Raw genomic sequence first — 26,275 nt, 5'->3', positions numbered from 1 at the left:
GGCCGGAAACCCGGCGGCCATGGCGGGCACCGGGCTCAGACGCCCGGCGCCGGCGTCCCCGCGCCCGTGCCGGCCGCTCGGCCCCGGGACCTGCCCCGGCGGCACGCCAGCCGCACGGCCTCGCCGGCCGCGAGCAGCACGGCCGTGCCCATGAGCAACGGGAGCTTGACCGCCTCGTCGGGCCCGGGGCCGAGCGGCACCACCGTGGCCGCCACGGCGAGCACGATCTCGACCATGGGAGCCGCCAGCACCGCGGCGAGGGCGCGGCCGCCGAACGGCGCTCGGAACACGCGCTCGGTGGGGTCGGTGCGCCGCAGCCGGGCGAAGGCCGGGAACATGGGCAGGTAGCTCAGGAGCAGGAACACCACGTTCATGGAGAAGAACACCCAGAAGACCTCGGAGTCCTCGCCGAGGGGCACCTGGAGCAGGAGCACCAGGCTCGCCACGACGCCCGTCATGAGGGCGCTGCCGTTGGGCATGGAGGTGGCGGCGGACCTCCGGGCGAAGGGCCGGGGCATGTTGCCGTCCTCGGCGGCGCGGCAGGCCACGGAGTTGATGCCGAACGACCAGCTCACCATGTTGGCGAAGAGCGTGACAAGGAACGCGGCGCCCACCGCCCACACGAGGGGCGACGAGCCGCCCACCATGGCGGTCACGGCGTCCACGATGCCGGAGTCGAGGTTGAGCGCCTCGGTGGGCACGGCCGCGCCGATGCCCACGCCGCACAGGATGTAGACGGCCGCGATGGTGACGCCGCCCACGACGATGGCCACGGGGATGTCGCGGCGGGGGTTGTCCATGGACCCGGCGAAGGTGGCCACCACCTCGAAGCCCATGAAGTTGAACAGGATGATGGAGAGGTACGTGAGCGAGTCGGGGTTGGCGAGGTCGGGCAGGAAGGTCTCGGGCCCCATGGGGTTGGCGAACCCGTTCTCCACCGCGAACCACACGCCCACACCGCCCACCACGAGCGTGATGAACACCTTGATTATCGCACCGCCGTTGAGGATCCAGTCGGCGTCGCTCACGGGCGAGCACGCGGCCCACGTGACGCCCCACACGAAGACGAGCTCCACGCCTATGCGCGCCCAGAGCGGCAGCGCGACGCCCCAGACGCCTGCGAGCACGCTCGGGAAGATGCAGGCCACGCTCGCGATCCAGAGGGGGAAGTTCACCCAGTAGTACCAGGCGCAGCGCGACCCCCAGGCGTCGCCCAGCCCCGAGCGCACCCAGTCGTAGAGGCCGCCCTCGGAGTCGAAGGTGCTGCCGAGCTCGGCCACCACCATGCCGTAGGGCAAAAGGAACGTGACGATGAGCACGCCCCACCAGAAGAACTGCACGTTGCCCATGGCCGACGCCGGCGCCACCGCCTCGATGGTGAAGACCACGCAGATCACGGACAACACCACGTCTACTAACGAGAACCTCTTGGCCGGCATGGCGGCCTCCTCCCAAGGTATGGGGGCCCGCGCCGACGGGTAGGCGCGGGCCCCTTGTCAGATGGGCCCCTCGGCCGGACCGCCCCTAGGCGACGCTCGGCTGCTGCTGGGTGATGCAGTGGATGTTGCCGCCGCCGTAGACGACCTCCCAGCTCTGGCAGCCCACGACCTCGTGGTCGGGGTAGATGGCCTGGAGCTGCTCGATGGCCAGGGCGTCGTTCTCGTCGCCGTACTGGGGCACAATGACGCCCTTGTTGGTCACGAGGTAGTTGAGGTAGCTGGCGATAAGCGGCTCGTCGGCCACGCGGGGCTCGGCGTTCTCGTCGACGTCGATGGTGTCGCAGGCCTCCTGGGTCATGTACAGGGGCTTCTTGGGCAGGCAGAGGGTGTGCACCTTGAGGGTGCGGCCGCGGGCGTCGGTGGCGGCGGCGAGGGTGGCCTGGGCGGCCTTGGCCTCCTTGTAGAAGGGGTAGTCCTCGTCGTCGGTGTCGATCACCACGACCTCGCCGGGGCGCACGAAGCAGGCCACGTCGTCGATGTGGCCGTTGGTCTCCTCGGGGTCGATGCCGTCCTTGACCCAGAGGACCTTCTCGACGCCCAGGTACGCGCGGAGCTTCTCCTCGCACCACGCGCGCAGCTCCTCGCTCCAGGGCTCGAGGCCGTTGACGGAGGCGGAGCGGCCCGGGGAGAGCAGGCACATGTCGGTGGTGAGGCAGGTGCCCTCGCCGTCCACGTGGATGGAGCCGCCCTCGAGGATGAACTCCTCGGGACGGTAGCGGTCGCACCCCACGATGCCCGCCATCTTGGACGCGATCTCGTCGTCCTTGTCCCACGGGAAGTAGAGGCCGTCGTAGAGGCCGCCGTAGGCGTTGAAGTGCCAGTCCACGGCGCGCAGCTCGCCGGCGCCGTTGACCACGAAGGTGGCGCCGGTGTCGCGGATCCAGGCGTCATCGGAGGTGAGCTCGATGACCTGGACGTTGTCGACGCCGTCGAACACGGCCTGGGCGTTCTTGAAGTCGGGCTCGTTCACGCAGACGTAGACCGGGGTGAAGCGGGCGATGGTGCGGGCGATCTGGGCGTACTGGGCCTGGGCCGGCTTGGCGCCGAAGCTCCAGGTGTCGGTGCGGCGGGGCCAGAGCATCCAGACGCGGTCCTGGGGCTCGAACTCGGCGGGCATGTGGAAGCCGTCGGCGGCGGGGGTGGAGACGGACTCGGGGATGACCTTCATGGGGGACTCCTTTCGATGGGTCAGGCAGGTCGGGAACCGTCGGGGTCGACGGGGCTACTGGTGGTCCTCGCCGTGCTCGGCCTCGTCGGCCAGGCGCTCCGCGGCGAGCTCGGGGGTGAGGCCCGCGAACTCCTCGGCGCGGCCGCGGGCGGAGACGATGCGCACGACCTCGCCCAGGGCCACGAAGATGAGCACGCCCACGAGCATCGGGACCTTGGAGAGCTCGTCGGCCGAGCCGTTGAGCGGGACGATGGTGGCCACGATGGACAGCACCAGCTCGATGGCGGGCACCGCGAGGGCCACCTTCATGGCCGCACCCTTGAACGGGAAGGTGAAGACGCGCGGGCGGTCGGGGTCGACGGAGCGGAGCTTGAGGAAGGCCGGGAACATCGGGATGTAGCTGATGAGCAGGAACACGACGTTCATCGAGAAGAGCATCCAGAAGATCTGGTCGGAGATGAAGTCGACGGGGATGAGCTGCAGCATGAGGGCGAGGCTCGCCACGACTCCGTTGACCACGTTGGCGCCGTTGGGCATCTCGGTCTTCTTGGACTCGATGCCGAACACCTTGGGCATGTTCCCGTGCTTGGCGGCGTAGTCGGCCACGAAGTTCACGCCGAACGACCAGCTGGCCATGTTGGCGAAGAGCGTCACCAGGAACACGATGCAGATGACGGCGAAGAGCGGGGAGTCGCCCACCATGGTCTGGACGGCGAGGATCATGCCGAAGTCGGGGTCGATGTCGGCGGTGGGGATGGCGGCGCCGATGCCGAAGCCGCAGAACAGGTAGATGGCACCGATGGCGAGGCCGCCGAGGATGATGGCCTTGGGGATGTCCTTCTCCGGGTTCCTCATGGAGTCGGCGAAGGTGGTGACCACCTCGAAGCCCATGAAGTTGAACAGGATGATGGACAGGAACGTCAGGGCGCTCACGTTGGTGAGGTCGGGCAGGAACGTGGCCGGGCTCATGTCGTTGGCGAAGCCGTTGGCCGTGGCGTACCAGATGCCCAGGCAGCCCACCACCACGGCGATGGCCACCTTGAGGATGGCGCCGCCGTTGAGCACCCACGCGGAGTCGGAGACCTTGGACGTGGCCATGAGCACGACGATCCACACGAAGGCCAGCTCGATGGCCAGCTTGCCGAGCACCGTGAACTCCATGCCGGTCACGAAGCCGATGATGTCGGGGAAGAGCGTGGCGCACGAGGCGATCCACAGGGGGAAGTTGATCCAGTAGTACCAGGCGACGCGGGAGCCCCACTTGTCCCCCAGGGCGTCTCGGACCCAGTCGTAGAGGCCGCCGTCGGAGTCGTAGGTGGTGCCGAGCTCGGCCACCACCATGCCGTAGGGCAGAAGGAACGTGACGATCAGGAAGATCCACCAGAAGAACTGGGCGTTGCCGATGGCGGCCGCGGGGGCGGCGGCCTCGGCCACGAAGACGACGCAGATCACGGAGAGGATCACGTCGAGGAACGAGAACTTCTTGCCGGCCACGGCGCTCCTCCTTTCTCTTGAGGAAGGGAAGGGGCCCGGCCGCGGAGGCAGTGCGGCCGGGCCCCGGGGATGGGCCTACTCGACGGAGGAGACGGGAAGGTCCATGGCCTCGAGGGCGCCGACGAGCTGCTGCTTGGCGGCGTCGACCTCGTCGGTCACGACGTTCCAGGGGCAGAAGGTGGCGAGCAGGCCGCGGATGGAGTGCTTGCGGTTCTCGGCCTCGACCCAGCAGAGGGAGCGCTCGGGGTCGTCCATGACCTCGTCGGTGACCTCCTCGCCGCGGGTGGCGGGCAGGCAGTGCATGAACTTGGAGTCGGGGCCGGCCAGGTTCATCATGTCCATGGTCACCTGGTAGGTGGGATAGAAGACGTCCATGTAGGAGGCGCCGTCGACCTGCTCGTCGTAGAGGCCGTACCAGACGTCGGTGTAGACGAAGTCAGCACCCTTGATGCACTCGGGGTCGTCGGAGATGGTGATGGTGCCGCCGGAGACCTTGCAGTTGGCCTCGCCGATGGCGAGGAGGTCGATGTCGGAGTCGACCTGCAGGCCGCCGTCGGTGATCTGGTGGCCCTTGGGGCCGTACTGCACGAAGTCCATGCCCATCTTGGAGCAGATGAACATGAGGGAGACGCACACCTGGGTGGCGTCGCCGATGAAGGCGAGCTTGCAGTCCTCGATCCTCTTGCCCTCGGGCAGGTTCTCGATCATGGTCATGAGGTCGCCGATCTCCTGCGTGGGATGGTTGAACTCGCTCATGCCGTTGATCACGGGGGCGGGGCTGTACTTGGCGAGGGCGGCGACGTCCTTGTGGCGGTCGACGCGGGCCATGAGGATGTCCACGAGGGAGCCCATGACCCGGGCCGTGTCCTCCACCGACTCGTGGCCGCCGAGCTGGATGGTGCCGGGGCCGTAGAACTGGGCGTGGCCGCCGAGGTCGGTCATGGCCGTCTCGAAGGAGATGCGGGTGCGAGTGGACACCTGCTGGAAGATCATGCCCAGGGTCTTGTCCTGGAGCAGGTGGGGGTAGTAGCCGTTCTTGATGCACTTCTTGAGGGCGATGGAGAGGTCCACGATCTTGAGGATCTGCTCCTTGGTGAGGTCGTTGGAGTCGATGTAGTCCTTGGGGAACCCTGCGGCCATGGTGCGCTCCTTCTCTGCTAGAAGTGGGGCGGGCCCTTGGCGCCCGCCGTCTGTCCATGGCCCGACTATGCGGTCTGATATGCGAATCCGTCGAGGTTATTTGGGGTTTAGAGACCGTTCGTTGAAATCAACCCAAGATAAACCCCGGGCATGCCGCTCGCCGACCTAGGTTTAGGTCTTGTTCAGCCGCACAGACCGACGGTTGACTATGCGTTAGACTCGAAACCGGACCCGCAGCGGGAAGGGGGCGCCTGTGGACGGTTTTTTCTTCGCCTACACTCTGGCCGTGCTCGCGGTGTGCCTCGTCTCCACGGTCCTGCAGGCCATGGCGTGGAGCGTCAAGCGGAGCCGCGCCTTCGTGGCCGCGGGCTGGTTCTTCTCGGCCTACTTCGTGGAGCTCGGCGTCATATTCCTCGACGAGCACCTGCACCAGAACGTGGCCTTCCCCGCCGAGGCCTACTACGCCGTGACCTACCCCGTGGCCCGCGTGGCCATCGCCTGCGTGCTCTGGGGATCGCTCTGGGCCTGGGTGCTCACGGCCGTGGACGCCTACTCCCGGCGGCGCCTGCTCGTGCCCGTGGCGCTGTTCGCGGCGGCCCAGGTGGCCTGCCTGGCACTCCTCCCCTACGGGGCGCTCCGGCAGTTCCTCTTCTACACCTGCCGCCAGGTGTTCTGCATAGGCATGGGCCTCTTTGCCTGGCACGCCTGGCGGGCCGCCCCCACCGACGAGCAGCGCGCCTGGATAGGCCGTCACCGCCGGCTGCTCCTGTTCTTCATGGCGGGCGTGGCGCTCACCGTGGCCGAGGACGCCACGGTGATCCTCGCGATGGAGCCCGCGAAGGCGGGCGGGCTGCCCCTCTACCTCTCCGAGCGCAACTTCTGCGAGAACGTGCTCATGGTGGTGCTGGCTGCAGCCCTGGACCGCATCGCCTGGAGGGAGATCTCGTTCCGCCTGGCGGCCACGCCCGCGGCGCCGCCGGCACCCGCACCGGCGGCACCTGCGGCCACCGCGCCGGCGGCCGAGCCGGTCGCCGCGGCGGCGCCTGCAACCGCCGTGCCGCCGGCCTCCGGCGACACCTTCTCCGACCACGTGGACGAGCTCATGCCGCGATTCGCCTCGGCCCACGGCCTCACGGCCCGGGAGCGCGAGGTGCTGGGGCTCGTGCTGGCCGGGCGCACCAACCAGCAGATGGCCGACACGCTCGTGGTCTCCGTGGGCACCGTGAAGACCCACGTGCACAACATCGTGCGCAAGTGCGACGCCGAGAACCGCGCGGACCTCAAGGAGCTCTTCTGGAGCGAGTGAGGCGGCGCGTGACAGCGGTGCCTGGCCCATCTGTCACTTCTCCTATTGCGAAGGTTATGGTTGCCGGACGATCCGGGCCCCGGGACCGAGCGGCCCTCGCGCCGGGAGCGCCCCCAGCCGCACGCCCGGCCCCGTCCTCCGCGGCGGTCCCTCTATACTGGCAGGGCAGAGGCCAACGAGACCCAGGGAGCGCCCATGACCATCAAGCTCGCCGTCCTCATCAGCGGCAGCGGCACCAACCTCCAGGCCATCATCGACGCCGTCGAGGAGGGCAGCCTCGACGCCAGCATCGAGCTCGTGCTCTCCAGCCGCCCCGAGGCCTACGGCCTCAAGCGCGCCGCCAAGGCGGGCATCCCCGTCATGGCCCTCTCCAAGGAGGTCTACGCCGACCCCCAGGTGGCCGACGAGGTCATCGCCTCCGAGCTCAAGGCCCGCGGCGTGGACTACGTGGTGCTGGCCGGCTACATGCGCAAGATCGGCCCGGCGGTGCTCGCGTGCTTCCCCAACTCGGTGATCAACCTGCACCCGGCCCTGCTGCCGAGCTTCCCCGGCGCCCACGCCATCGAGAAGGCCTACGACTACGGCGTCAAGGTGACCGGCGTGACCGTGCACGTGGCCAACGCCGAGTACGACCGCGGGCCCATCATCGCCCAGCGGCCCGTGGCGGTGGAGGAGGGCTGGTCCGTCGACGACCTGGAGGCCGCCATCCACGCCGTGGAGCACGAGCTCTACCCCGAGGTGCTGCGCTGGCTGGCCGCCGACCGCGTGAAGATGGACGCTCTGGGGCGGGTGCACGTGGTGGGGGCCGAGTAGGGCGGCGGCGAACGGAGGCAGCCGGCGCGGCGCCACGGCCTTGCCCTAACGCCTTTTTTCGGGCGATTTCCGGCGTTAGACCTGTCCCTCCCTGCGCTCGGACCTCGAGGCTCCGCAAGGGAGGCGAGCCCCTGTAGAGCACAACGCAAAAGGGTGCCCGGCAACGGCCTCCGCCGTCGGGCACCCCGCCCTCATATCAAGATCGCACCAGCTTGATGCCATAACCCAGCAGCGCGCCGTCGAGCATGAAGAGCAGCGCCACGGGATGCCCCATGATGAGGGCCCTGTGCACGCCGCCGATCGCCGGCTCGAACTCGGCCCACACGCGGAACGCCCCACAGGCCGCAAGCAGGACGGCGGCGACCACGATGAGAACGACGCCCAAGGCACCCTTCCGCTCCTGGGGCCGTGGAGCCAGCTGGGCCGCCGCCATCCCCAGGCCCACCCACAGCAGGTTGCCCAAGAAGGAAACGACACCGCGCCAGAGGATGTCGCCCGTCGTGAGCGTGAGGTGGTCGAAGACACCCTGGCCGTACCACCCCATGCAGACGGCGCCGACAACGGCCACACAAAGGCCGGGGACCATGGAGCGAACCACAGCGGCAGACTTCATGACATCACGCCCCTTGTCTTGAACGCTTTTACTATTTTTAGCATCCGTTGAAAGCTATGGTCAACCTTGCAACGGTCAGACCCTCCTCGACACCGAGCGAGACCTCGCCTCCCAGAGCCGTCGCATAGGCAGCCACCACGGAAAGCCCGAGGCCGCAGGACCCTCCCTCACCGCGGTAGAAGCGGTCGAAGGCCCGGGCCGCCGATTCGGGAGAAAGGGTCTCGCCGTCGTTTGCCACCACGACCCGGAGGGCACCCTCCTCAGCCGTCACGGAGACCCGGACGCGCTCGGACGCATGACGTATGGCATTGGTCACGAGGTTCGTGACCATGGCCGCCAACATGCGCTCGTCGGTCTCGCCCCTGAGCGTCCCGGGGTCATCGAGGGAGACAGAGACGCCCTCCCCATCGGCGACCATGTCGAGGTCCTCCAACACGTCGCAGACGAGCTCCCGGGCATCCACGGGCTCCATCACCGGCCTCAGCGCGCCGGCGTCGGCCCTCGAGAGGGCGAGGATGTCCTCCACCTGCCGCCTCATCGAGTCGACGGCCCTCTCTACCACGGGAAGGCCCTCGCGCGGGTCCACCACTCCGGCCACCATGGCCTCCCGGTAGCCGTCTATCACGGCGATTGGGGTCTTGAGCTCGTGGGACGCGTTGGCAAAGAACTCGTTGAGGCGCCGTTCGTGGTCCCTGCTCGACCTCGCCAGACGGCACCCGAGCACGGCGATGCACCCCGCGGCCACGAACGACAGGGCGAACAGGGCGGCTGCCGTGTGACCGACGACCGAGAGCTGGGGCGTCACGTCCACGACCAAGGCGCTGGACACCCTGTGGTCCGCAGCCTGCGGGTTGAGCGTCCCCTCGGCGACGTAGAGGAGGGTCCTCCCGTCGCTCTCGAACCGCCGCACCCCGTCGCTCGGGGCGATACCGGCATCTTTGATATGGGAGGTCAGCGCCGGATAGTAGCCGTACGTCTCCGCGTCCCCCATTCCGGGCACCGTGAGGTCGACCCGTATGACCGGCGGCAGGCCGGGGTCGACGGGCTCCGACCCCGCAACCGCCGTCAACAACGCCTCCCGGGCCTGGGCCTCGACGGATCCGTGTTCCAACGCCACATATACGGCCGGGAAGACCATGACGCACGCGAGTGAGACGGCGGCGAACAACATCAGGCCGCGGGCCGGCCGACGGCCGTTATCCGAGGGCCCCACGGCGGTCACCGGCCGTCCGAGAACTCGTAGCCGACGCCCCGCACCGTACGGTTGTAGGCCGTGGCCCCCGCGGCGAGCAGCTTCTTTCGCAGTCGTCGGTTGGCCTCGTCGACAGCCCGCGTCTGGGTGACCCGGCCCTCCTCGAAGCCCCATACCGCCTCCAAGAGACGGTCCCTCGACAGGGCCTCCCCGGGATGCTCGAGGAAGAAGCCCAGAAGACGGCGCTCCTGGGCGGTCAGCCCGAGGGGCCTGTCCCCCACCACAAACCGGTTTCGGGCGGGGTCGAACCCCACGTTCCCAAGGGACACCGGTTGCCCGACAGCGGATTCCGGGCGGTCGTAGTCAACCCGTCGGAGCAGGGCCTTGATCCTCGCCATGAGGAGATGGGGCTTGAAGGGCTTGGCCACGTAGTCGTCGGCGCCGAGGGCCAGACCGCGACAGTAGTCCCCGTCATCCCCGCAGGCGGTCAGGATGACCACGGGGACGCTGGACCGCCCACGCACCCGGCGCAGCACCTCAAAACCATCCAGGCCCGGGAGCATGAGGTCGAGCACCACGAGGTCGGGGGCGGTATCCTCAAGGGCCGCGAGGAAGTCCTCCCCCGTAGGGAAGAGTCGGGCGTCGAACCCGTCGTTGGCGAGAAACGCGCCGACAAGGTCGAGCAGCTCCGGATTGTCGTCGACTACGCAGACCGTGGCCATGGCTTCCCTCGTGCCGGGAGGCACCGGCCATCCGCCGGCCGGCGCCAGGATCGATCGGTGTTGATTCAGTTTACATGAAAGTATTTATATCGGTAGACCCGATATGCACCGCGCCTGAAGGTGTCTGCCACGGTGACGGCACCGGCGCTACCCGTCCCTCACCTCCCCGTATACGCGCCGGTACAGCTCCTCCGCACCCGCGGGCGTCCCCACCCGGCCGTCGATACGGATGGCTCCCCCATCGATATAGGCCAGCCTGTCGGCCAACCTGCCGAGCTGCGGGAGGAGGTGGGACGAGACCAGGGCGCCGGCCCCCCTCTCCACCAGCTCCCGCACGATCCCCTCGTTCCGTCCCACGGCCGTCGGGTCGAGGCCGTTGAAGGGCTCGTCGAGCAGGAGGTACCGGGGACCCGCGGCAAACGCCACGGCGAGGAGTGCCTGCTGGGCCATTCCCCTCGAGAGGCGACGTACCGGGACATCCGCGTACCCGCCCATTCCGCACCGCTCGACCCAACCTCCCACATCGACGGGCACTCCCCAGATGCGGCCCACGGCCTGAAGGTGCTGGCGCGGGGACAGGCCGGGATACAGCGGGCTCCTGTCGCCCGAGACGTAGAAGACGTGCCGGCCGAGGGATTTGGGGTCTCTCACCCGGTCGTTGCCCAGCGTCACCGCCGAGGCCGACCCGAGGGCCCACGTCCCTGCCAGAAAGCGCAGCAACGTGGTCTTGCCCATGCCGTTGGGGGCGACAAGTCCCAGGACCTCGCCAGAACGCACCGTGCACGACGCGCCCCTGAAGACCGGGCGCCCCTTGCGAGAGATGGACAGGCCTTCCACGCGATACATGGGACCTCCTAAAGACGGTTCGTTCGCCGTAGGGCGTTACCGACAAGCGCGAGGACCGACAGACCGGTCACCCATCCGAACAGGACGGTCAATGCCAAGGGGAAGGCCTGCGGCGTCTCCGAAAGGGACCCGCCGTTGAAGTAGGCGCACACACCGGCGGTCTGGGCCACATGGACGTAGGACCACGGTGCCCATGGGGCGCCGTCATGCCCGACCACCATAGGCAGCAGGGCAAAGACCGCCACCACGGCCGCGGGGACACGCCCGTCGCCCACCGGGGAGAAGGCAGCCTCCACAAGCATCCCGACGAACAGGGACAGCGCGAGGATCACCGCGGACGCCCGAAGGAGGACGTCGGCGCACCCCAGCGTCTCGAGCCGGTCTCCCTGCACGAACACCGCGGGATAGGCAGGGTCGCCCCACCCGCCTCGCGCGGCAACGACGAGGGCGGCGAGGACGAAGGCCCCCATGACCATGGCCCACGAGAGCAGCCCGGAGAACAACCCGGACCCGAGCGACCCGACGACCTGGCAGGGACCCAGGGCCAAGAGCCTCCCGTTGGTCCGGGAGAGCACACCGGCAACGGCGACCAGGCACGGGGTTCCCACCCACAGGAGCCACGGCACCTGCTCGTAGACAAACGCCAGGTACGGGAGGGCCGGAAGCTCACCCACCGCGGTGTAGACCACCGGCTCTGCCAGCCCAGCGATCCTTACGACGTTGAGGGAGTTCGCCCTCATGAAGAGCTCGTCGTCCTCCCACACACCGCGCTCGACAAGGGCCAACGTGACGTTCTCGTAGTCCGCCGCCGCCCGGAAGAACGCCTTGTCGTCGGTCGCCTCCCGGGCGCGGCCGAGGGCCTCGAGGGCCCGCTCCTCCAGCGCCACGAGCTCGCCGTCCACACCGTCGTCCCTCCACTGCTGAAGACGGCGCGACGTCTCCATGTAGTTCTCCGCTCCGTATCGCTCGAGGATGTCGGCACCGCCGGTCGACGCCTCGGGGTAGAGGGAGGGAAGGAGGAGAAAGAGCGCCACCAGGGCGGGGAGGACGTATATCCACGGCGTCCTCGTCGTCACCGCGGCGACCGTGCGAACCTGACCCATGGCCACTCCCTCCTGTCGTCTAACTTAAAAGTGAGATTAAGGGAGGTTCCACGACCGTCGATACGCAAGCAGGCCACGGTTGTGCCTCAGAAATGCCACAGAGGGGAGGGGCCCGGGTTGCTTGACCCGGGCCCCTCCCCTCGTTGACCAGCCAATCTTTTGAGGCGGGTTCCCTACGCCGTGTACCGCACCTTGCCCTCGCCGGGCACCACGCGGCCCACGGCAAACGTCGGGAAGCCCTGCTCGGCGAAGGCCGCGGAGACCCTCTCGGCGTCCCCGGGCGCGCAGACCACGGCCATGCCCACGCCCATGTTGAAGGTCTTGAAGGCCTCGTCTGCCGTGAGGCCGGCGGCGCGGCTCACGTAGCCGATCACCGGCGGCACGTCCCAGGCCACCGAGCCGTCGGCGCCGCGCTCCACCAGGGCGTCGAGGTGGGCCGGCATGGCGCGGTCGAGGTTCTCGGTGATGCCGCCGCCCGTGATGTGGGCCAGGGCGTGCACGGGGGCGCCCGCCGCGAGGGCCCGCACCACGGCGCCGGAGTAGATGGCGGTGGGCGCCAGCAGGGCGTCCGCCAGCGACTCGCCGCCCAGCTCGGCGCGGGGCTCCAACAGGCCGGCGTCGTCCATGCGGTCGGTCACCGCCGCGCGCACGAGGGAGTAGCCGTTGGAGTGGATGCCGCTCGAGGCCAGGCCGAGGATGACGTCGCCCTCGCGCACGTTGTCCTTGCCCAGCATGGCGGGCTTGTCCACCACGCCCACGCAGAAGCCGGCAAGGTCGTAGTCGTCCGCGGCCATGACGCCGGGGTGCTCGGCCATCTCGCCACCGATGAGGGCGCAGCCGGCCTTGCGACACCCCGCGGCGATACCTCCCACCACCTGGGCCATCTCATCGGCACGGAGCTTTCCCACGGCCACGTAGTCCAAGAAGAACAGAGGCTCGGCGCCGGTGACCACCACGTCGTCGGCGCACATGGCCACGAGGTCCTCGCCCACGGTGTCGTTGCGGCCCAGGCGCTGGGCCAGGGCCAGCTTGGTTCCCACGCCGTCGGTGCCGCTCACGAGCACCGGGTGCTCCATGGCCTTGAACGGCGCAGCGTCGAACAGGCAGCCGAAGCCACCCAGCCCCTCCATGACGCCGGGGCGGTCTGTGGAGGCCGCGGCCCCCTTGATGGCGTCCACGGCGCGGGCGCCCTCGTCCACATCCACGCCGGCGTCGGCATAGCTCATGTGCTCGCTCATGTCTCTCCCGTCTCTCTCTGCTCCCCCAACCTTATCCCATTGGGGGACTCCTCCCCGCGAGACGGCAGGCCGTCCCATCGAGGACGGCACCACCCGCAGGACGTTTTACGGGTGATTTTGAGGCCCGCCGCCGCCCGCAGAAGGTTCTGCGGGCGGCACCCCCGACGGGCTGCCCCGCACCTCGACCCCTCACCAGAACCTGTGGGGCCCCATGATCCGGTCATGGAGCCCGCGTCGCGCCTGCGAGAGGGAGTGGTCCCAGGAGAACGGGCAGCCCAGGTGGCCGGCGAGGCTCTCGACGGCGAGGCCCAGAGATACTGGGTCCGCCACCGTGAGGTTGTCCCGAGGGACGATGGAGATCCCCAGGGCGTCGGCCACGGCACGGCGCCTACGGTCCTTGGCAACGGCGAGCCCCTCGCTGTGATGCGCCGCACTGTCGTACTCCACCGCCCACCCCGTCTCGGGCCAGCAGAGGTCGAGGTACATCGTCCGCTGGCCCCCTATGAGCCTGCCGAGCTCCCGAGGGATGTCGACACGGTGGTTGAGCCGGGGAAGCGGGAGCCCGTAGCCGCCGAGGGACCCCGGCGCGGAGAGCCCCACGCTCAGGGCCGTCTCCATGGGCGAGCGCGACCCCTCGGCCGTGAGGGCGAGGGCACGGCGCAGCGTGGAGGCCCCCTGGCACCGGGAGGGTAGGTTCTCCGAGAAGCCCTCCAGGACCGCCTTGCCCACAAGGGGCTCGCGTCTGCCCGGGCACTCGCCTAGGTCGGGCCTCGGCACGTAGGCCGAACACAGCGTGGTCGCAACCATCGCCAGGGCGGCCACGTCCAGCTCCCGGGCCCGCATGAGCAGGTAGAGGTCGGGCGGCACCACGTACAACGGCTCGCCCGCCTCGGCAAAGAATCCCTCCATGCGGAGCAGGGGGAACGGCCCCATGCCCTTGGGGGGCAGGTGGGGCCGGCAGAGGTCCAACCCATGGCGGCGCCGGTCGTCGGTGACGAGAAGGTCCACCATGAGCCGACGGTCCCGGGGCGTCTCGGCCAGACAGTGGGCGAGGTCGAGAAGCTCCTGGAAGGCCGGCAACCGGCAGAGGTCCTCCGCCTGCCGGGCGCCGCACGCAGCGTCGCGCAGGATGGGGGTCGCCTCTTCCTTCGGGATCACGGTGAACGGGGCTCGAGAGGCGTATACGATCCAAGCACCCAGGTCGCACAGCACGGTACTCATGGGACCCACGGTACAGGACGGTCCTGACCGGACTTCGACCGGGTCTCGACCGCCTTCCGACGGCTTCCGTCAGGTCGGCGCCGCGATCCCTGGAGGGGGACAGCGAGACGGACCGCCACCCGCAGAACGTTCTACGGGTGGCTTGGAGACGGGCCGCCACCCGCAAAAGCTTCTACGGGTGGAAAAGTACCCGCAAGAGCTTCTACGGGCGGTCTGGGGCGTCGTTCCCACTCGCAGAACGTTCTGCGGGCGACCCGGCACCCGCCAGCACCCGACGCGGGCCCCGCAGGCGGTCCGGCCCCTCAGCCCTCCTGCTCGCCGCGGCCGGAGGCGCCCACGACCTCGTGGCCCCAGGCGTTCTCGGACTCCTCGCGGCAGACCTCCAGGACGTCGGCCACCTCCTGGACGCTCATGAGGGCCGTCGGCGACGGGTCCGTGAGGTTGGTGGGCTCGTAGCCCTCGAGGAAGCTGCCCCGGGAGAAGACCTCCGGGATGGCCACGGGGTAGTCGCCGGTGAAGCAGGCGCAGCAGTGGCCGGGCGCAGGCGGCACGGAGGCGAGCAGCCCCTCCACCGACAGGAACGCCAGGGAGTCGGCCCCGATGAACCCGCGGATCTCGTCCACCGACTTGTTGGCGCTGATGAGCTGGTCCTGGGTGTCGGTGTCGATGCCGTAGAAGCAGGGCCAGCGCACCTCCGGCGAGTTGATGCGCACGTGCACCTCGGCGGCGCCGGCGTCGCGCAGCATGCGGACGATCTGGGCCATGGTGGTGCCGCGCACGATGGAGTCGTCCACGAGCACGAGGCGCTTGCCGGCCACGACGTCCTTGAGGGCGTTGAGCTTGAGGCGCACGCCCATCTCGCGGAGCTCCTGGGTGGGCTGGATGAAGGTGCGGGCCACGTAGCGGTTCTTGATGAGGCCCTCGCCAAAGGGCAGGCCGCTGGCCCGGGCGAAGCCCTCCGCCGGGGGCAGGCCGGAGTCGGGCACGCCGATCACGAGGTCGGCGTCGGCCGGCGCCTCCTGGGCCAGGCGCTCGCCCATACGGCGGCGGGCCGAGTAGACCGTGCCGCCACCCATGACGGAGTCGGGGCGGGCGAAGTACACCTGCTCGAATATGCACGGGGACGACGTTGCCGAGCGGTACTCCTGCTGGCTCTCCAGGCCGTCGTCGCTGATCTTGACGATCTCGCCCGGCTCGATGTCGCGCACGTAGGAGGCGTCCACGATATCGAGGGCGCAGGTCTCGCTGGCCACGACCCACCCCTTGCCGCACGCCAGCTCGCCCAACACGAGGGGGCGGATGCCGTCGGGGTCGCGGAAGGCGTAGATGGCGTCCTCACGCACGAGGGCCATGGCGTAGGCGCCCTCGAGCATGGCCATGGTGCTGGCGATGCCCTCGCGGATGCGGTGGGTCTCCTGGGTGAAGTAGCCGATGAGCTTGGCCGCCACCTCGGAGTCGGTGTGGGTGCGGAACGGGATGCCCATGTTGATGAGCTCCCGGCGCATGGCGTCGGTGTTCACCAGGGTGCCGTTGTGGGCGAGGGCGATGATGGTGTCGTTGATGGTGGAGAGGTGCGGCTGCGCGCCCTCCCAGCCGCCGCCGCCGCTCGTGCCGTAGCGCACGTGGCCGCAGGCCACCTTGCCGGGCATGGCCTTGAGGTCGGCGTCGGTGAAGACCTGGTCCACCAGGCCCTCGTCCTTGCGCACGAGCACCGTGGAGCCGTTGCCCACGGCGATGCCGGCGGACTCCTGGCCGCGGTGCTGGAGGGCCTTGAGGCCGAAGTACGTCATGCGGGCCACGTCGAGGCCCGGGGCCCAGACGCCGAAGACCCCGCACTCCTCGTGCAGGGTGTCGCCGTCTGCGGCCGGCACGGTGTTGACAGGATGCATCTCTCTCCTCGTCCGGAGGTCCCCCGACCCCGGCCTCCCCTAGGCCGCGGGTGTGCGGGACGCCTCGTCCACGGTCTGCTGAGGCACGCACACCACGAGGGTGCGTCCCCGGCCGTACTTGTCGTAGTTGCAGGTCACAAGGGTGAGCACATGGTCCGTGGCGTCGATGACCGCGTCGGCGTCCGGCCGGCTCGTCTCGGCGATGGACAGGTCGTGGCGCAGGTAGTCGCGGAACTCCTGCTCGGTGGGCCACGACAGCGGCACCTCCATGTGGTCGGTCTCGGGCAGCACGTAGGAGTAGAGCGGCGTCAGGCGCCACGTCTGCTGCTCGGTGACCCACCACACGAGGGGGTGCTCGTCAAAGACCTGCTGGTCGTTGTAGGTGTCGATCCAGGCGAACATGGAGCTCGCCGGGTCCTGGCTGTTGATGTGGTGCCCGTAGACCATGGTCTGCTGGTCCGTGAGGTCCGGGCCCGTGTTCTGGGAGTCGATGAAGATGAGCCCTCCCAGGGAGTAGTTGCCGTCGGCGCCCGTGCGCAGGTAGGTGTCGTTGGTCTCGCCCTGGTACACCGGGAAGTTCACCGGCGTGCCCGGAATCTGCACCCAGGCGCAGACGTCGGGGTTCTCGGCCTTGAGGGCAGCCCAGTCCACCTTGGGCGGGGTGTCGTCGGTGCCCGCCTCCACATGGGTCTGGGCCTGGGCCACCTGGTCGGCCACGGTCCGCTCCTGGCCCATGCGGTCGAACCAGAACCACAGGGCGGCGCCGATGAGCACCACGTCGAGCACCAGCAGCAGGCAGAAGAGCACCTTGCGCCGCAAAGTCCACTTTCTCTTGGGCTTCTTGGCCACGGACGCCTCCCTAGGAGAGCTTGGACCCGGCGTAGGCCGCCGCGGCCGGCTTGTCGAAGTTGCCCTGGGTCTCGCGGGTGAGCGCCCCCATGACCTTGCCCATGTCGCGCTTGGTGGAGAGACCCTCCCCGGCGATGATGGCGTCGATACGGGCCTCGAGCTCGGCGCCCTCGAGCTGGGCGGGCAGCAGCCCCTTGAGGACCTCGCCCTGCTCGCGGAGCATGGCGAGACGCTCCTCGTGGCCGGCGGCGCCCGCGCGCTCGATGGCCTCCTCTTCCTCCTTCGTGACCTTCTGCAGCTTCTTGACGGCGGCGGTGAGGTCGGCCTCGGTGACGTCGCGGCGCTCGTCCACCTCGATCTGCTTCATGGCCTGGTTGACCTGGCGCAGGATGGAGAGGCGGTTCTTGTCCTTGGCACGCATGGCGTCCTTGATCTGGTCGAGCAGCTGGCTCTTGTCCACAGGGTGCTCCCTAGATGATGGTTTGATGGTTGGGCGAGGTGTCAGCCCTCGGCCATGGAGGCCTTCAGGCCCTCTACAGCCTCGCGGTACCCGCCCATGGTAGCACCCAGGATCTGGGTGGCGAAAATGGCGGCGTTCTTTGCACCGTTGATGGCCACGCAGGCCACGGGCACGCCGCCGGGCATCTGCACCATGGAGAGCAGCGAGTCCAGGCCGCCGAGGTCGCTCGTGCGGATGGGCACGCCCACCACGGGCAGGGGCGTGAAGGCGGCCACGACGCCGCCGAGGTGCGCGGCCTTGCCGGCGGCGGCGACGATGACCTTGAGGCCGCGGTCCGCCGCGGTGGAGGCCCACTCGTGGACCTTGGCGGGGTTGCGGTGGGCGCTGGCCACCACGAGCTCCCAGGGCACGCCCAACTCGTCGAGCTGCGTGCAGCACGCCTCCATGACCGGCCTGTCCGACTCGGAACCCATGATGATGCCCACCAGCGGCTGTGCCACGGCGTCTCCCCTCTCCCGCCCCGCGACCCGGGGCCCGTCCCGACCAGACAAAGATAACACCTGAACGAGGGGTGAATCCGCGGCCCGCGAGGGGTAGCATCGTGCGGGTACGTCGGTCCATAAGTCCACGTCTGAAAGAAGGAACCCATGACCTGCGTTGCGAACCCCAACGACGTCTACCTCTACGAGCGCGAGGGCGCCTACATCCCCCGGGTGGGGGCCGTGCACGACCTCTGCGGCTACGGCAAGTGCTCCCTCGGCGTCGCCATCCCCGTGCTCTCCGCCGCCGGCTGCGACGTGTGCCCCGTGCCCACGTCGCTCTTCTCGGCCCACACGCTCTACCCCGAGTTCTACATGCTCGACACCACCGACATGCTGTCGCCCTACCTGGACGCCTGGCAGAAGGAGGGCGTGGAGCTCGACGCCGTGTACTCCGGCTTCCTGGGCGCCCCCGAGCAGGTGGCCTCCATCCAGCGCCTCTACCGCGAGCACCCCGGCGCCCTGCGCGTGGTGGACCCCGTCATGGGCGACGGCGGCAAGATCTACCCCACCTACACCCCCGAGCTCTGCGAGGCCATGAAGGGCCTCGTGGAGGGCGCCGACATCCTCACCCCCAACCTCACCGAGGCAGCCATCCTCACCGGCATCGATTACCGGGGCCAGGACGTGGACGAGGCCTTCGTGGAGGAGAACGTGGAGGCGCTGCTGGCCATGGGCGCCAAGACCGTGGTGGTAAAGGGCGTGGACCACGGCGACGGTCAGATCCGCAACTACGTGGCCGGCAGCGGCATCGAGGCCCTGGAGGTCTCCGGCGAGAAGCTGCCCTTCATGCTCCACGGCACGGGCGACCTGTTCTGCTCGAGCCTCCTGGCCGCCGTCATGTGCGGCCGGTCCCTCGGCAACGCCGTGGACTTCGCGGGCAGGTTCGTCCACGACGCCATGGTGGTCACCCAGGACCAGCCCGAGCACGCCATGCGCGGCGTGAGCTTCGAATCCAAGCTCGGCGAGGTGGCGAGGCTGCTCGAGGCCTGAGGCCCCGGGGGCGGCAACCGCCTGTGACGGGAGGGGCGGCCTGCGGACACACCGCGGGCCGCCCCTCCTTTGGGTGACGGTGATGTGGCGGGCAGGGGCCCGGCTATGGGGCAGGGTGGCCGGCCAAAAAAGCGACGGGGCGTCAGGCCGCCGGCTGCGACCCCCCTGCCGCCTTGGCCGGCGCGGACGCCGGGGATGCGGCGTCGGTCGTGGCGGCGGAGTCCGAGCCGTCGGAGGCACCGTCGGCGGAGGTGTCCCCGGCATCCGAGGAGTCGGTGCCCAGGAAGTCCAGCGGCGAGGAGCTGATCTTCTCGCGCAGGCGCTCCATGGTGGGGCCGTCGATGCCGGTGATGGTGCAGAAGATGTTGAAGCCGCCCGACTTGGACGTGGCCTTGGTGAAGATGAACGTCATGAAGTTCTTCACCGGCGCCGTGGGCTGCAGGAAGCCAAAGAGCTGGGCGTTCTCGATCTTGCCGTCTCCGCCGTCGTGGACGTCGATGTGGTAGATCACGGTGTTGATGTTGGGGTTGAGCAGCGCGTTGGTGGCGAAGGCCGTGGCCTGGATGTAGCCGCCCGACATGGCCTCCATCTCGTTGGCGCTGGTGACGTCCACCACGGTGACCTCCACGCGGCCGGTGGCCTCGTCGGCCTCCTGCACGGAGAAGTCCTCGGGGAACTGCGTGAAGCCGTTGCCCCACTCCACGCCGCCCTGGAGGGCGGAGGCCACGGACTGCGGCGTCACGCTGGCGGTGAGGTTGGCGGTGGAGGAGCGGCGCATGACGCCGTAGCCCACCTGGGCACCCACGATGGCGATGAGCAGCACGACGACGAACGCCACAGCGGTGCGGGCGATGACGGTGCCCACGTTGGAGCCGGAGGGGTCCTTGCCGGAGAGGGGGTCGACCTCGAGGCCCACGCCCTTGCGACGACGGCGGCGGTGCTCCTTCTCGGCGGTGGCGGTGTTGGAGTGGCCGGTCTCGTCGACCGTGGCGAACAGGGCCTCGACCTCGTCGTCGGTCAGCCACTTGCTCCGCTTCTCACGCGCCATCGAGTCTCCCACCCGGTCGTGCCATCGATGATCGGCCCCGTCCATGACCAGCCCATTGTAGGCAACCGGGCCCGCAGCGCCCGTGCGGGACGTTCAATCCCCGCAACTCCCATAGGGAGGGACGGGGAGGGACGGTCACGGATGCCGGCGTCCCAGCACCTTCTGGGAGAGGGAGGCCCGGGGCGTGTCCCCGCTCCCAATGCCGCGGATGGCGGGGGCGTGCGCCGCCGCCATGAGGGCGAGGAGCACCGTGGCGCAGCCGAGCATGGTCCACGCGCTCACGTAGGCGGAGAGGATCGCCGGCGGAACCATGAGGAGCTGCAGGAGGCAGAAGAACTCGTAGACGCCGGTGATGGCCACGGCACCCCAGCAGAGGTAGCCGCCGAACACCACGGCGGCGAGGCCCGCGAGGCAGGAGACCACGCCCGCCGCCGGCCACGCCAGGATGATGGCGGCGCAGGTGGTGGAGACGCCCTTGCCGCCGCGGAAGCGGTGCCACGCGGGGAAGTTGTGGCCCAGGGTGGCGCCGACGCCGGCGAGGGAGGCGGACAGCGGGAGGAGGATGTCGAGGAAGTGCCAGCAGATGAGCGTGGCCACGACCACCTTGAGGCAGTCGCCGACGAGGACGACCGCGGCCCAGCCCCGACCGAGCTCGTGGCCGATGTTGGCCATGCCGGGGTTGCCGTCCCCCACCTCGAACGCGCTCCTGTGGACCACGAGCCGGCACACGACGTCGGCCGTGAGGAACATGCCGCACACATATCCGACGGCGATGCATGCCAGGAAGAACCATATCCACACTGTCGCGATCACGGGTCCTCCTTAAGCCCGGGGCGTAGGGATGTCCCTAGAAGGTTACTTGTTAGGGACTGTCAAAACTTTCAGGAACCGGCCAACGATACATCGAAATCGGTCGATGGTATTGGAAAACGGCCTTAGCCGCGGTCCCCCTCGAACTGCATGCGGTAGTAGCGCGCGTAGGTGCCGCCGCGGGCCAGCAGCTCATCGTGGGTGCCCACCTCGGCCACACGGCCGCCGTCCACCGTGACGATGACGTCGGCGTCCTTGATGGTGGAGAGGCGGTGGGCGATCACGAGGGTGGTGCGGCCCTCGGCCAGGCGCGCCAGCGACTCCTGGACGGCGTGCTCGCTCTCGTTGTCGAGGGCGCTCGTGGCCTCGTCGAGCACGAGGATCTGGGGGTCCTTGAGGAACACGCGGGCGATGGCGATGCGCTGCTTCTGGCCGCCGGAGAGGTGACCGCCACGCTCGCCCACCTCGGTCTCGTAGCCGTCGGGCAGGCCGCAGACGAAGTCGTGGATGTTGGCCTTGCGGGCGGCCTCCACGATCTCCTCGAACGTGGCGTCGGGGCGGCCGTAGGAGATGTTCTCGGCGATGGTGCCGTTGAACAGGTAGACGTCCTGCTGCACGAGGCCGATGGCCCGGTGCAGGCTGTCCAGCTGCACGTCGCGCACGTCCTGGCCGTCGATGGTCACCGAGCCGCGGTCCACGTCGTAGAAGCGCGGGAGCAGTGCGCAGGTGGTGGACTTGCCGCCACCCGAGGGCCCCACGAGGGCGTAGATGCGGCCCGGCTCGATATCGAGGTCGAAGCCCTGGAGCACGGCCTTGTGGGTGTCCTGGACGTCGTCGCCGTAGGAGAACCAGACGTCGCTGTAGCGCACGTGGCCGTGGGTGACCTCGAGGGGCTTGGCGTGGGGCGCGTCGGCGATGTCGGGCTTGGTGGCGAGCACCTCGTCGAAGCGCTTGAAGCCGGCGCGGGCCTTCTGGAACATCTCGGTGAAGTCGATGAGGGTCTGGAGCGGCGTGGTGAACAGGCTCACGTAGAGGGCGTAGGTGGCGAGGTCCGTCACGGTCATGGACCCGGCCGCCACGAGGTAGCCGCCGAAGACGATGATGATGGTGTAGAGGGCGCCGGTGAGCAGCGCCGCGGCGGCCTGGTAGCTGCCCATGGCGCGGTACATGGCCTCCTTGGAGCCCAGGTAGGCGTCGTTGGAGCGGCCGAACTTGGCGCGCTCCAGGTCCTCGTTGGCAAAGGACTTCACCACGCGGGCGCCACCGAGGGAGTCCTCCAGCTGGCTGTTGACGTCGGAGATGCGCTCGCGGTTCTCGGTGAAGATGCGCTTCATGCGGCGGTTCACCCGCAGGCACCAGTAGCCGAGCACCGCGGTGACCACGGCCATGGCGAGGGCCAGCTGCCAGTTGATGAGGAACATGACCACGAAGGCGCCCACGACCTCGATGGTGCAGACGATGATGGCCTCGGGCAGGTGGTGGGCGGCCTCGGCGATGTCGAAGAGGTCCGAGACCAGGCGGCTCATGAGGTCGCCGGTGTTGTGGCGGTCGAAGTAGGAGAACGAGAAGCGCTCGTACTGGTCGAAGAGGTCGCGGCGCATGGCGCTCTCCATGCGGGCGCCCATGATGTGGCCCCAGCAGCTCACGAAGTAGCGGCAGCCGTAGCGCACGGCGTACATGAGCACGAGGCCCAGGCAGATCCACCAGAGGTTGGAGAGGATGGCCTCGGAGCCGTCGGAGAAGAGGCCGTCGGCCAGGCCGCGGAGGATGACGGGAAAGGCGAGCTCGGTGCCGGCCTGCACGATGGCGCAGGCGGTGTCGCCCCAGAAGAGGGCCCAGTGGGGGCGGTAGTACTCGAGGAACGAGCGGAACAGGGTGGGGCGGTGCGAAGACACGGGTGGCTCCTCGGGACGGGAAAACGGCGGACTGTAGAGACTCTACCCCTCGCGGCCGCGCGGGATGCGGGCGGGGCGGGTCTCGACGCAGGAGGGGTGGCGCCGGGTGCAATCGGCCGTGGCGCGCGGTTGCGCGATAGTAAAACTCAAACTACCGAGGAATATGCACCGTTTTGGGCGATACCCCCTATTTGATGCAGAATCGGCCCCATGGCATTCATGTATGACAGTTTATATCGCACACACGACGAAGGGAGCCGGGCGGAGCCGGGCCAGAAGGTGGACGTGCGGTACTCGGTGTCCGGGGAGACCGTGGAGCGGTCCTCCCACGAGCTGCCGACGGTGCGCGAGTCGCGGGTGGTCAACACGGCGACGTCGGTGGCGGTGAAATGACCCGATGACGTCATGGATCATTCACTTGATTCTATGTCTCTATCATAGTGATTAAATTATGGACTTACTTACGCTTACATGAATATATATACCTTTTACCGACACATTTTACTCTTATATATTAAGACGCTCTTAGAGAGACGTATAGTGGTCATGGGCCCATTGGTAGAGGCAGTTCCATTCAAGATGGGAGGCTGATAATGACCGTGCAACGCATTCGTTTTGCCACGCTTTTCATGGCGATGGTTTCCGCTCTGATAATTTTCACCCCTAAGACCGCCCTTGCTTCGAACGACAACACGATTGCTGTTGACATCAACAGCAAGAACGCCCAAGAAATTACCGTCAGTCTTCCCGACGGCACAGAAGGAACCCTTGGGTTGGCCCCCGTCAATAATCCACCCACTCTTACTCGGGCTTCGTATGACCTTGGCAACGGGAGTGGAACCTGGAAGGTTTACTGGTACACCGCTGTCCTCAACACCAGTTACATGGTTCAAATCAAGAACTATAATATCGTTCGGTGCTATGACAACTATTCCAGTGGAATAGGCGTGCTGATTGATAGTTGCACCCTAAACTGGGGATCAAAATGGTCCACTCAAACCACTCGGCACCATGAGCCCATTCTTCAAACATCAGATACACGATTCCTAAAAGGAAATATCAGTGGATCGCAACTCGTTACTAGCGTTCACTACGGTTAACCAATTACGAAGATGGGATTATGCCATGGACCCTCTGATCGTCGCCAAAATCGCCGGGGTCGCCATCGGGGTCGTCCTGCTCGTCCGCGGAGCCTACTGCCTCCTCGTCGTGGGGGTCAGTGCCGCCGACGAGATCAAGAAGGGCTGAGCGGCACCGATCGGCCCCGCCGTGTGACAGAACCCTCCGTCCCCTTTGACACTGGCAACGGGGCTGGCGCGCATCCGCGCCAGCCCCGTTTTTTTGGGACAGAAGTGCCCGACCATTGGGACAAAAGTGTCCGGGTGGTGGGACAGGGGGTCAGCCGAGGCGGCGGCTGATGGCGTCCAGGGCCAGCGCGCCCACCACGGTCTTGGCGTCCTCCACGCAGCCGTCGAGGACGGCGTCGACGAACTCCTCCGTGGCCACGAGGTCCACGTTGAGGAACTCGTCGGCATCGGGGTCCGACCCGGCGAACGTGAGGCCCGTGGCCATGTAGATGTGGATGAGCTCGTCGGAGAAGCCGCAGCTCGTAACGATGGACGTGAGCAGGGCGAGCTTCTCGGCCTTGAAGCCGGTCTCCTCGAGCAGCTCGCGGCGGGCGCAGTGCTCCGGGTCCTCGCCGGGGTCGAGCTTGCCGGCGGGCAGCTCCACGGTCACCCGGTCGAGGGCCGTGCGGTACTGGCGCACGAGGCAGACGCGCCCGTCGTCGGTGAGGGCCACGAGGGCCACGGCCCCCGGGTGGCGCACCACGTCGCGGCGGGCGGGGCGCCCGTCGGGCAGGGTCACCCGCAGCGTGTCGACGTCGAATATCTTGCCTTCCCAGGCCTTCTCCTCGGAGTCGATGACCTCGCAGAGGTCGCGGTCGCGCGGGTCGTCTCCCCCACCCACGAACGCCCTCCGGCAAGGCGCCCCCGACGCGTGGTCACAGCCGTCGGAGGCCTCCTCCGCCGGCTCCTCCACCACGGTCACGTCCTCGGTCTCCTCGTCCACGTCCTAGACCTCCCAAGCCTCGCGGCCCCGCAGGGCCTTGGCGCCGATGTCGCGGCGCAGGGTCTTGCCCTCGAACCCGATTCTGTCGCAGGCGGCGTACGCGGCGTCGCGCGCCCCCTCGAAGGTGGGCGCCACGGCGGTCACGTCGAGCACGCGGCCACCGGCGGTGACCAGGGTGCCGTCGTCTGCGAGGGCGGTGCCGGCATGGTACACCGTGACGCCGGGCACCTCCTCGGCCTCCTCGATACCCGTGATGGGCTTTCCCTTCTCATAGGAACCGGGGTAGCCCTCCGAGACGAGCACCACCGACACGGCCCAGTCGTCGTCCCAGGAGGCCATGGCGGCGTCCAGCGTGCCGGTGGCCGCCGCGTAGAGGAACCGCAGCAGGTCGCCCTTGAAGCGCGGCACGATCACCTGGGTCTCGGGGTCGCCGAACCGGGCGTTGAACTCGAGCACCTTGGGCCCCTCGGGCGTGAGCATGAAGCCGCCGTAGATGACCCCTCGGTACGGGATCCCCATGGCCGCCAGGGTGCGCACCACCTTCTCGTTGGCGGTCTCCATGGCCGCCTGCTCCTGCGGCGTCACGAAGGGCACCGGCGAGTAGACGCCCATGCCGCCCGTGTTGGGGCCGAGGTCGCCCTCCAGGGCGCGCTTGTGATCCTGGGCGCAGGCCAGGGGCACCACGGCGGTGCCGTCGGTCACCGAGAGGAGCGAGCACTCCGGGCCGGTGAGCATCTCCTCGACCACCACGCACGACCCGGCCTCGCCGAAGGCGCCCGAGAAGCACGAGCGCACGGCCTCGGCGGCCTCCTCCACGGTCTGGGCCACCACCACGCCCTTGCCGGCGGCCAGGCCGTCGGCCTTCACCACGAGCGGGGCGCCCTGCTCCTCGACGTAGGCCAGGGCCGGGGCCTCCTCGGTGAACGAGGCATAGGCGGCCGTGGGCACGCCGGCGCGCTCCATGACCCGCTTGGCAAAGAGCTTGGACCCCTCCAGCTGCGCGGCCTCGGCGCCGGGGCCGAAGACCGGCACGCCGGCGTCGCGACAGGCGTCGGCCACACCGGCCACGAGCGGGGCCTCGGGGCCGATGACCACGAGGTCGACGCCGTTGCCCGTGGCGAAGTCGGCCACGGCGGCCGGGCTGTTCTCGTCGATGGGGGCGACGTCGGCGCCCGCCATGCCGCCGTTACCGGGGGCCACCCACACGCGGCCGCACTCCGGCGATGCCTGGATGGCCCTGAGCAGCGCGTGCTCGCGGCCGCCGGCACCCAAAAGCAGAACGTCCATGGTCTGTGTCCTCTCTCTTCTCTCTCGTGGGCGCCGCGGCGGTGCCGGGCGCAAAAGGGGCGGCCCCGCTCCCCCGCGGG

General features: G+C 68.6%; 26 protein-coding genes. 6 read left to right on the top strand and 20 right to left on the bottom strand.

What is annotated here, in order from left to right; genetic code table 11:
• Window positions 1-35 precede the first annotated feature (35 nt).
• The 4 genes from NFR49_RS06455 to ptcA all read right to left on the bottom strand — a co-directional run bounded on the left by NFR49_RS06455 (window position 36) and on the right by ptcA (window position 5,301).
• Window positions 36-1,439, bottom strand: coding sequence for an APC family permease (locus tag NFR49_RS06455; protein WP_251158789.1), 1,404 nt, complete (start codon window positions 1,437-1,439; stop codon window positions 36-38).
• A gap of 85 nt (window positions 1,440-1,524) precedes the next feature.
• Window positions 1,525-2,667 (bottom strand): agmatine deiminase, encoded by a 1,143-nt coding sequence (aguA, locus tag NFR49_RS06450; RefSeq protein ID WP_251158788.1) that lies wholly within the window; start codon window positions 2,665-2,667, stop codon window positions 1,525-1,527.
• Window positions 2,668-2,721: 54 nt separating this feature from the next.
• Complete coding sequence (locus tag NFR49_RS06445; RefSeq protein ID WP_251158787.1) at window positions 2,722-4,161, bottom strand: APC family permease; 1,440 nt, start codon at window positions 4,159-4,161, stop codon at window positions 2,722-2,724.
• Window positions 4,162-4,236: 75 nt separating this feature from the next.
• The gene (ptcA, locus tag NFR49_RS06440; RefSeq protein ID WP_251158786.1) at window positions 4,237-5,301 is read right to left on the bottom strand and encodes a putrescine carbamoyltransferase; all 1,065 of its coding nucleotides are present in this window, start codon (window positions 5,299-5,301) and stop codon (window positions 4,237-4,239) included.
• A 253-nt stretch (window positions 5,302-5,554) separates the two neighbouring features.
• Here ptcA and NFR49_RS06435 point away from each other — a divergent pair, with 253 nt between their 5' ends.
• Both NFR49_RS06435 and purN read left to right on the top strand, forming a co-directional pair.
• Complete coding sequence (locus tag NFR49_RS06435) at window positions 5,555-6,607, top strand: helix-turn-helix transcriptional regulator (protein ID WP_251158785.1); 1,053 nt, start codon at window positions 5,555-5,557, stop codon at window positions 6,605-6,607.
• A 195-nt stretch (window positions 6,608-6,802) separates the two neighbouring features.
• Entirely contained in the window at window positions 6,803-7,420 is a 618-nt protein-coding gene (gene purN / locus NFR49_RS06430) for a phosphoribosylglycinamide formyltransferase (RefSeq protein ID WP_251158784.1), read from the top strand.
• A gap of 196 nt (window positions 7,421-7,616) precedes the next feature.
• On the opposite strand, the gene NFR49_RS06425 is transcribed toward purN, so the two are convergent.
• From NFR49_RS06425 to purE, 11 genes are all read right to left on the bottom strand, one after another.
• Window positions 7,617-8,033 carry a hypothetical protein gene (locus NFR49_RS06425; protein WP_251158783.1) on the bottom strand — a complete coding sequence of 139 codons (417 nt, stop codon included), beginning with the start codon at window positions 8,031-8,033 and terminating at the stop codon, window positions 7,617-7,619.
• A gap of 37 nt (window positions 8,034-8,070) precedes the next feature.
• The gene (locus tag NFR49_RS06420; protein ID WP_251158782.1) at window positions 8,071-9,204 is read right to left on the bottom strand and encodes a sensor histidine kinase; all 1,134 of its coding nucleotides are present in this window, start codon (window positions 9,202-9,204) and stop codon (window positions 8,071-8,073) included.
• A 47-nt stretch (window positions 9,205-9,251) separates the two neighbouring features.
• Window positions 9,252-9,947 carry a response regulator transcription factor gene (locus tag NFR49_RS06415; protein WP_251158781.1) on the bottom strand — a complete coding sequence of 232 codons (696 nt, stop codon included), beginning with the start codon at window positions 9,945-9,947 and terminating at the stop codon, window positions 9,252-9,254.
• Between the two features lie 147 nt (window positions 9,948-10,094).
• Window positions 10,095-10,793: an ATP-binding cassette domain-containing protein gene (locus tag NFR49_RS06410; RefSeq protein WP_251158780.1), complete on the bottom strand. Its 699-nt coding sequence runs from the start codon at window positions 10,791-10,793 to the stop codon at window positions 10,095-10,097.
• 8 nt (window positions 10,794-10,801) lie between these two features.
• A complete protein-coding gene (locus NFR49_RS06405) occupies window positions 10,802-11,896 on the bottom strand; it encodes a hypothetical protein (RefSeq protein WP_251158779.1) in 1,095 nt (364 codons plus the stop codon).
• A 173-nt stretch (window positions 11,897-12,069) separates the two neighbouring features.
• Window positions 12,070-13,134, bottom strand: a complete 1,065-nt coding sequence (gene purM / locus NFR49_RS06400; protein ID WP_251158778.1) for a phosphoribosylformylglycinamidine cyclo-ligase — start codon at window positions 13,132-13,134, stop codon at window positions 12,070-12,072.
• A 189-nt stretch (window positions 13,135-13,323) separates the two neighbouring features.
• Window positions 13,324-14,355, bottom strand: a complete 1,032-nt coding sequence (locus NFR49_RS06395; RefSeq protein WP_251158777.1) for a hypothetical protein — start codon at window positions 14,353-14,355, stop codon at window positions 13,324-13,326.
• Window positions 14,356-14,657: 302 nt separating this feature from the next.
• Window positions 14,658-16,244 carry an amidophosphoribosyltransferase gene (purF, locus tag NFR49_RS06390; protein ID WP_251158776.1) on the bottom strand — a complete coding sequence of 529 codons (1,587 nt, stop codon included), beginning with the start codon at window positions 16,242-16,244 and terminating at the stop codon, window positions 14,658-14,660.
• A gap of 39 nt (window positions 16,245-16,283) precedes the next feature.
• The gene (locus NFR49_RS06385) at window positions 16,284-17,093 is read right to left on the bottom strand and encodes a class B sortase (protein WP_251158775.1); all 810 of its coding nucleotides are present in this window, start codon (window positions 17,091-17,093) and stop codon (window positions 16,284-16,286) included.
• Between the two features lie 10 nt (window positions 17,094-17,103).
• Window positions 17,104-17,553: a GatB/YqeY domain-containing protein gene (locus NFR49_RS06380; RefSeq protein ID WP_251158774.1), complete on the bottom strand. Its 450-nt coding sequence runs from the start codon at window positions 17,551-17,553 to the stop codon at window positions 17,104-17,106.
• Window positions 17,554-17,594: 41 nt separating this feature from the next.
• On the bottom strand, window positions 17,595-18,026 hold the full coding sequence (purE, locus tag NFR49_RS06375; RefSeq protein WP_135978061.1) for a 5-(carboxyamino)imidazole ribonucleotide mutase: 432 nt from the start codon (window positions 18,024-18,026) through the stop codon (window positions 17,595-17,597).
• A 174-nt stretch (window positions 18,027-18,200) separates the two neighbouring features.
• On the opposite strand from purE, the gene NFR49_RS06370 reads away from it, so the two are divergent.
• On the top strand, window positions 18,201-19,085 hold the full coding sequence (locus NFR49_RS06370; protein WP_251158773.1) for a bifunctional hydroxymethylpyrimidine kinase/phosphomethylpyrimidine kinase: 885 nt from the start codon (window positions 18,201-18,203) through the stop codon (window positions 19,083-19,085).
• 142 nt (window positions 19,086-19,227) lie between these two features.
• Here NFR49_RS06370 and NFR49_RS06365 read toward each other — a convergent pair whose 3' ends face one another.
• The 3 genes from NFR49_RS06365 to NFR49_RS06355 form a co-directional block, all read right to left on the bottom strand.
• A complete protein-coding gene (locus tag NFR49_RS06365) occupies window positions 19,228-20,133 on the bottom strand; it encodes a hypothetical protein (RefSeq protein WP_251158772.1) in 906 nt (301 codons plus the stop codon).
• Window positions 20,134-20,268: 135 nt separating this feature from the next.
• Entirely contained in the window at window positions 20,269-20,946 is a 678-nt protein-coding gene (locus NFR49_RS06360) for a glycerol-3-phosphate acyltransferase (RefSeq protein ID WP_251158771.1), read from the bottom strand.
• 122 nt (window positions 20,947-21,068) lie between these two features.
• Window positions 21,069-22,838, bottom strand: a complete 1,770-nt coding sequence (locus tag NFR49_RS06355) for an ABC transporter ATP-binding protein (protein WP_251158770.1) — start codon at window positions 22,836-22,838, stop codon at window positions 21,069-21,071.
• Window positions 22,839-23,048: 210 nt separating this feature from the next.
• Between NFR49_RS06355 and NFR49_RS06350 the strand changes: the two genes are divergently transcribed.
• The 3 genes from NFR49_RS06350 to NFR49_RS10165 all read left to right on the top strand — a co-directional run bounded on the left by NFR49_RS06350 (window position 23,049) and on the right by NFR49_RS10165 (window position 24,086).
• Window positions 23,049-23,231, top strand: coding sequence for a hypothetical protein (locus tag NFR49_RS06350; protein WP_251158769.1), 183 nt, complete (start codon window positions 23,049-23,051; stop codon window positions 23,229-23,231).
• Window positions 23,232-23,431: 200 nt separating this feature from the next.
• Window positions 23,432-23,938 (top strand): DUF5626 family protein, encoded by a 507-nt coding sequence (locus NFR49_RS06345; protein ID WP_251158768.1) that lies wholly within the window; start codon window positions 23,432-23,434, stop codon window positions 23,936-23,938.
• A gap of 25 nt (window positions 23,939-23,963) precedes the next feature.
• The gene (locus tag NFR49_RS10165; RefSeq protein ID WP_275557144.1) at window positions 23,964-24,086 is read left to right on the top strand and encodes a hypothetical protein; all 123 of its coding nucleotides are present in this window, start codon (window positions 23,964-23,966) and stop codon (window positions 24,084-24,086) included.
• A 150-nt stretch (window positions 24,087-24,236) separates the two neighbouring features.
• On the opposite strand, the gene NFR49_RS06340 is transcribed toward NFR49_RS10165, so the two are convergent.
• Together NFR49_RS06340 and purD are read right to left on the bottom strand one after the other, a co-directional pair.
• Window positions 24,237-24,908 carry an NUDIX domain-containing protein gene (locus NFR49_RS06340; protein WP_420840263.1) on the bottom strand — a complete coding sequence of 224 codons (672 nt, stop codon included), beginning with the start codon at window positions 24,906-24,908 and terminating at the stop codon, window positions 24,237-24,239.
• Window positions 24,909-24,911: 3 nt separating this feature from the next.
• Entirely contained in the window at window positions 24,912-26,195 is a 1,284-nt protein-coding gene (gene purD / locus NFR49_RS06335) for a phosphoribosylamine--glycine ligase (RefSeq protein ID WP_251158767.1), read from the bottom strand.
• Between the last annotated feature and the right edge of the window lie 80 nt (window positions 26,196-26,275).

It is taken from the genome of Caniella muris (assembly GCF_943193035.1).
In the GTDB taxonomy this organism is placed as follows: domain Bacteria; phylum Actinomycetota; class Coriobacteriia; order Coriobacteriales; family Atopobiaceae; genus Granulimonas; species Granulimonas faecalis.
The sequence above is the reverse complement of the archived record's forward strand: the minus strand, read 5'-3'. Positions and strand labels throughout refer to the sequence as shown.

Excerpts from the sequence above, each read along its gene's own strand:
- NFR49_RS06455 (WP_251158789.1), bottom strand. The coding sequence starts at position 1,439 with ATGCCGGCCAAGAGGTTCTCGTTAGTAGACGTGGTGTTGTCCGTGATC.
- NFR49_RS06420 (WP_251158782.1), bottom strand. The coding sequence starts at position 9,204 with ATGTTGTTCGCCGCCGTCTCACTCGCGTGCGTCATGGTCTTCCCGGCC.
- purD (WP_251158767.1), bottom strand. The coding sequence starts at position 26,195 with ATGGACGTTCTGCTTTTGGGTGCCGGCGGCCGCGAGCACGCGCTGCTC.
- NFR49_RS06365 (WP_251158772.1), bottom strand. The coding sequence starts at position 20,133 with ATGGCGCGTGAGAAGCGGAGCAAGTGGCTGACCGACGACGAGGTCGAG.
- purM (WP_251158778.1), bottom strand. The coding sequence starts at position 13,134 with ATGAGCGAGCACATGAGCTATGCCGACGCCGGCGTGGATGTGGACGAG.
- NFR49_RS06415 (WP_251158781.1), bottom strand. The coding sequence starts at position 9,947 with ATGGCCACGGTCTGCGTAGTCGACGACAATCCGGAGCTGCTCGACCTT.
- purF (WP_251158776.1), bottom strand. The coding sequence starts at position 16,244 with ATGCATCCTGTCAACACCGTGCCGGCCGCAGACGGCGACACCCTGCAC.
- NFR49_RS06370 (WP_251158773.1), top strand. The coding sequence starts at position 18,201 with ATGACCTGCGTTGCGAACCCCAACGACGTCTACCTCTACGAGCGCGAG.
- NFR49_RS06425 (WP_251158783.1), bottom strand. The coding sequence starts at position 8,033 with ATGAAGTCTGCCGCTGTGGTTCGCTCCATGGTCCCCGGCCTTTGTGTG.
- purE (WP_135978061.1), bottom strand. The coding sequence starts at position 18,026 with ATGGGTTCCGAGTCGGACAGGCCGGTCATGGAGGCGTGCTGCACGCAG.
- ptcA (WP_251158786.1), bottom strand. The coding sequence starts at position 5,301 with ATGGCCGCAGGGTTCCCCAAGGACTACATCGACTCCAACGACCTCACC.
- NFR49_RS06395 (WP_251158777.1), bottom strand. The coding sequence starts at position 14,355 with ATGAGTACCGTGCTGTGCGACCTGGGTGCTTGGATCGTATACGCCTCT.
- NFR49_RS06345 (WP_251158768.1), top strand. The coding sequence starts at position 23,432 with ATGACCGTGCAACGCATTCGTTTTGCCACGCTTTTCATGGCGATGGTT.
- NFR49_RS10165 (WP_275557144.1), top strand. The coding sequence starts at position 23,964 with ATGGACCCTCTGATCGTCGCCAAAATCGCCGGGGTCGCCATCGGGGTC.
- NFR49_RS06405 (WP_251158779.1), bottom strand. The coding sequence starts at position 11,896 with ATGGGTCAGGTTCGCACGGTCGCCGCGGTGACGACGAGGACGCCGTGG.
- aguA (WP_251158788.1), bottom strand. The coding sequence starts at position 2,667 with ATGAAGGTCATCCCCGAGTCCGTCTCCACCCCCGCCGCCGACGGCTTC.
- NFR49_RS06350 (WP_251158769.1), top strand. The coding sequence starts at position 23,049 with ATGGCATTCATGTATGACAGTTTATATCGCACACACGACGAAGGGAGC.
- purN (WP_251158784.1), top strand. The coding sequence starts at position 6,803 with ATGACCATCAAGCTCGCCGTCCTCATCAGCGGCAGCGGCACCAACCTC.
- NFR49_RS06410 (WP_251158780.1), bottom strand. The coding sequence starts at position 10,793 with ATGTATCGCGTGGAAGGCCTGTCCATCTCTCGCAAGGGGCGCCCGGTC.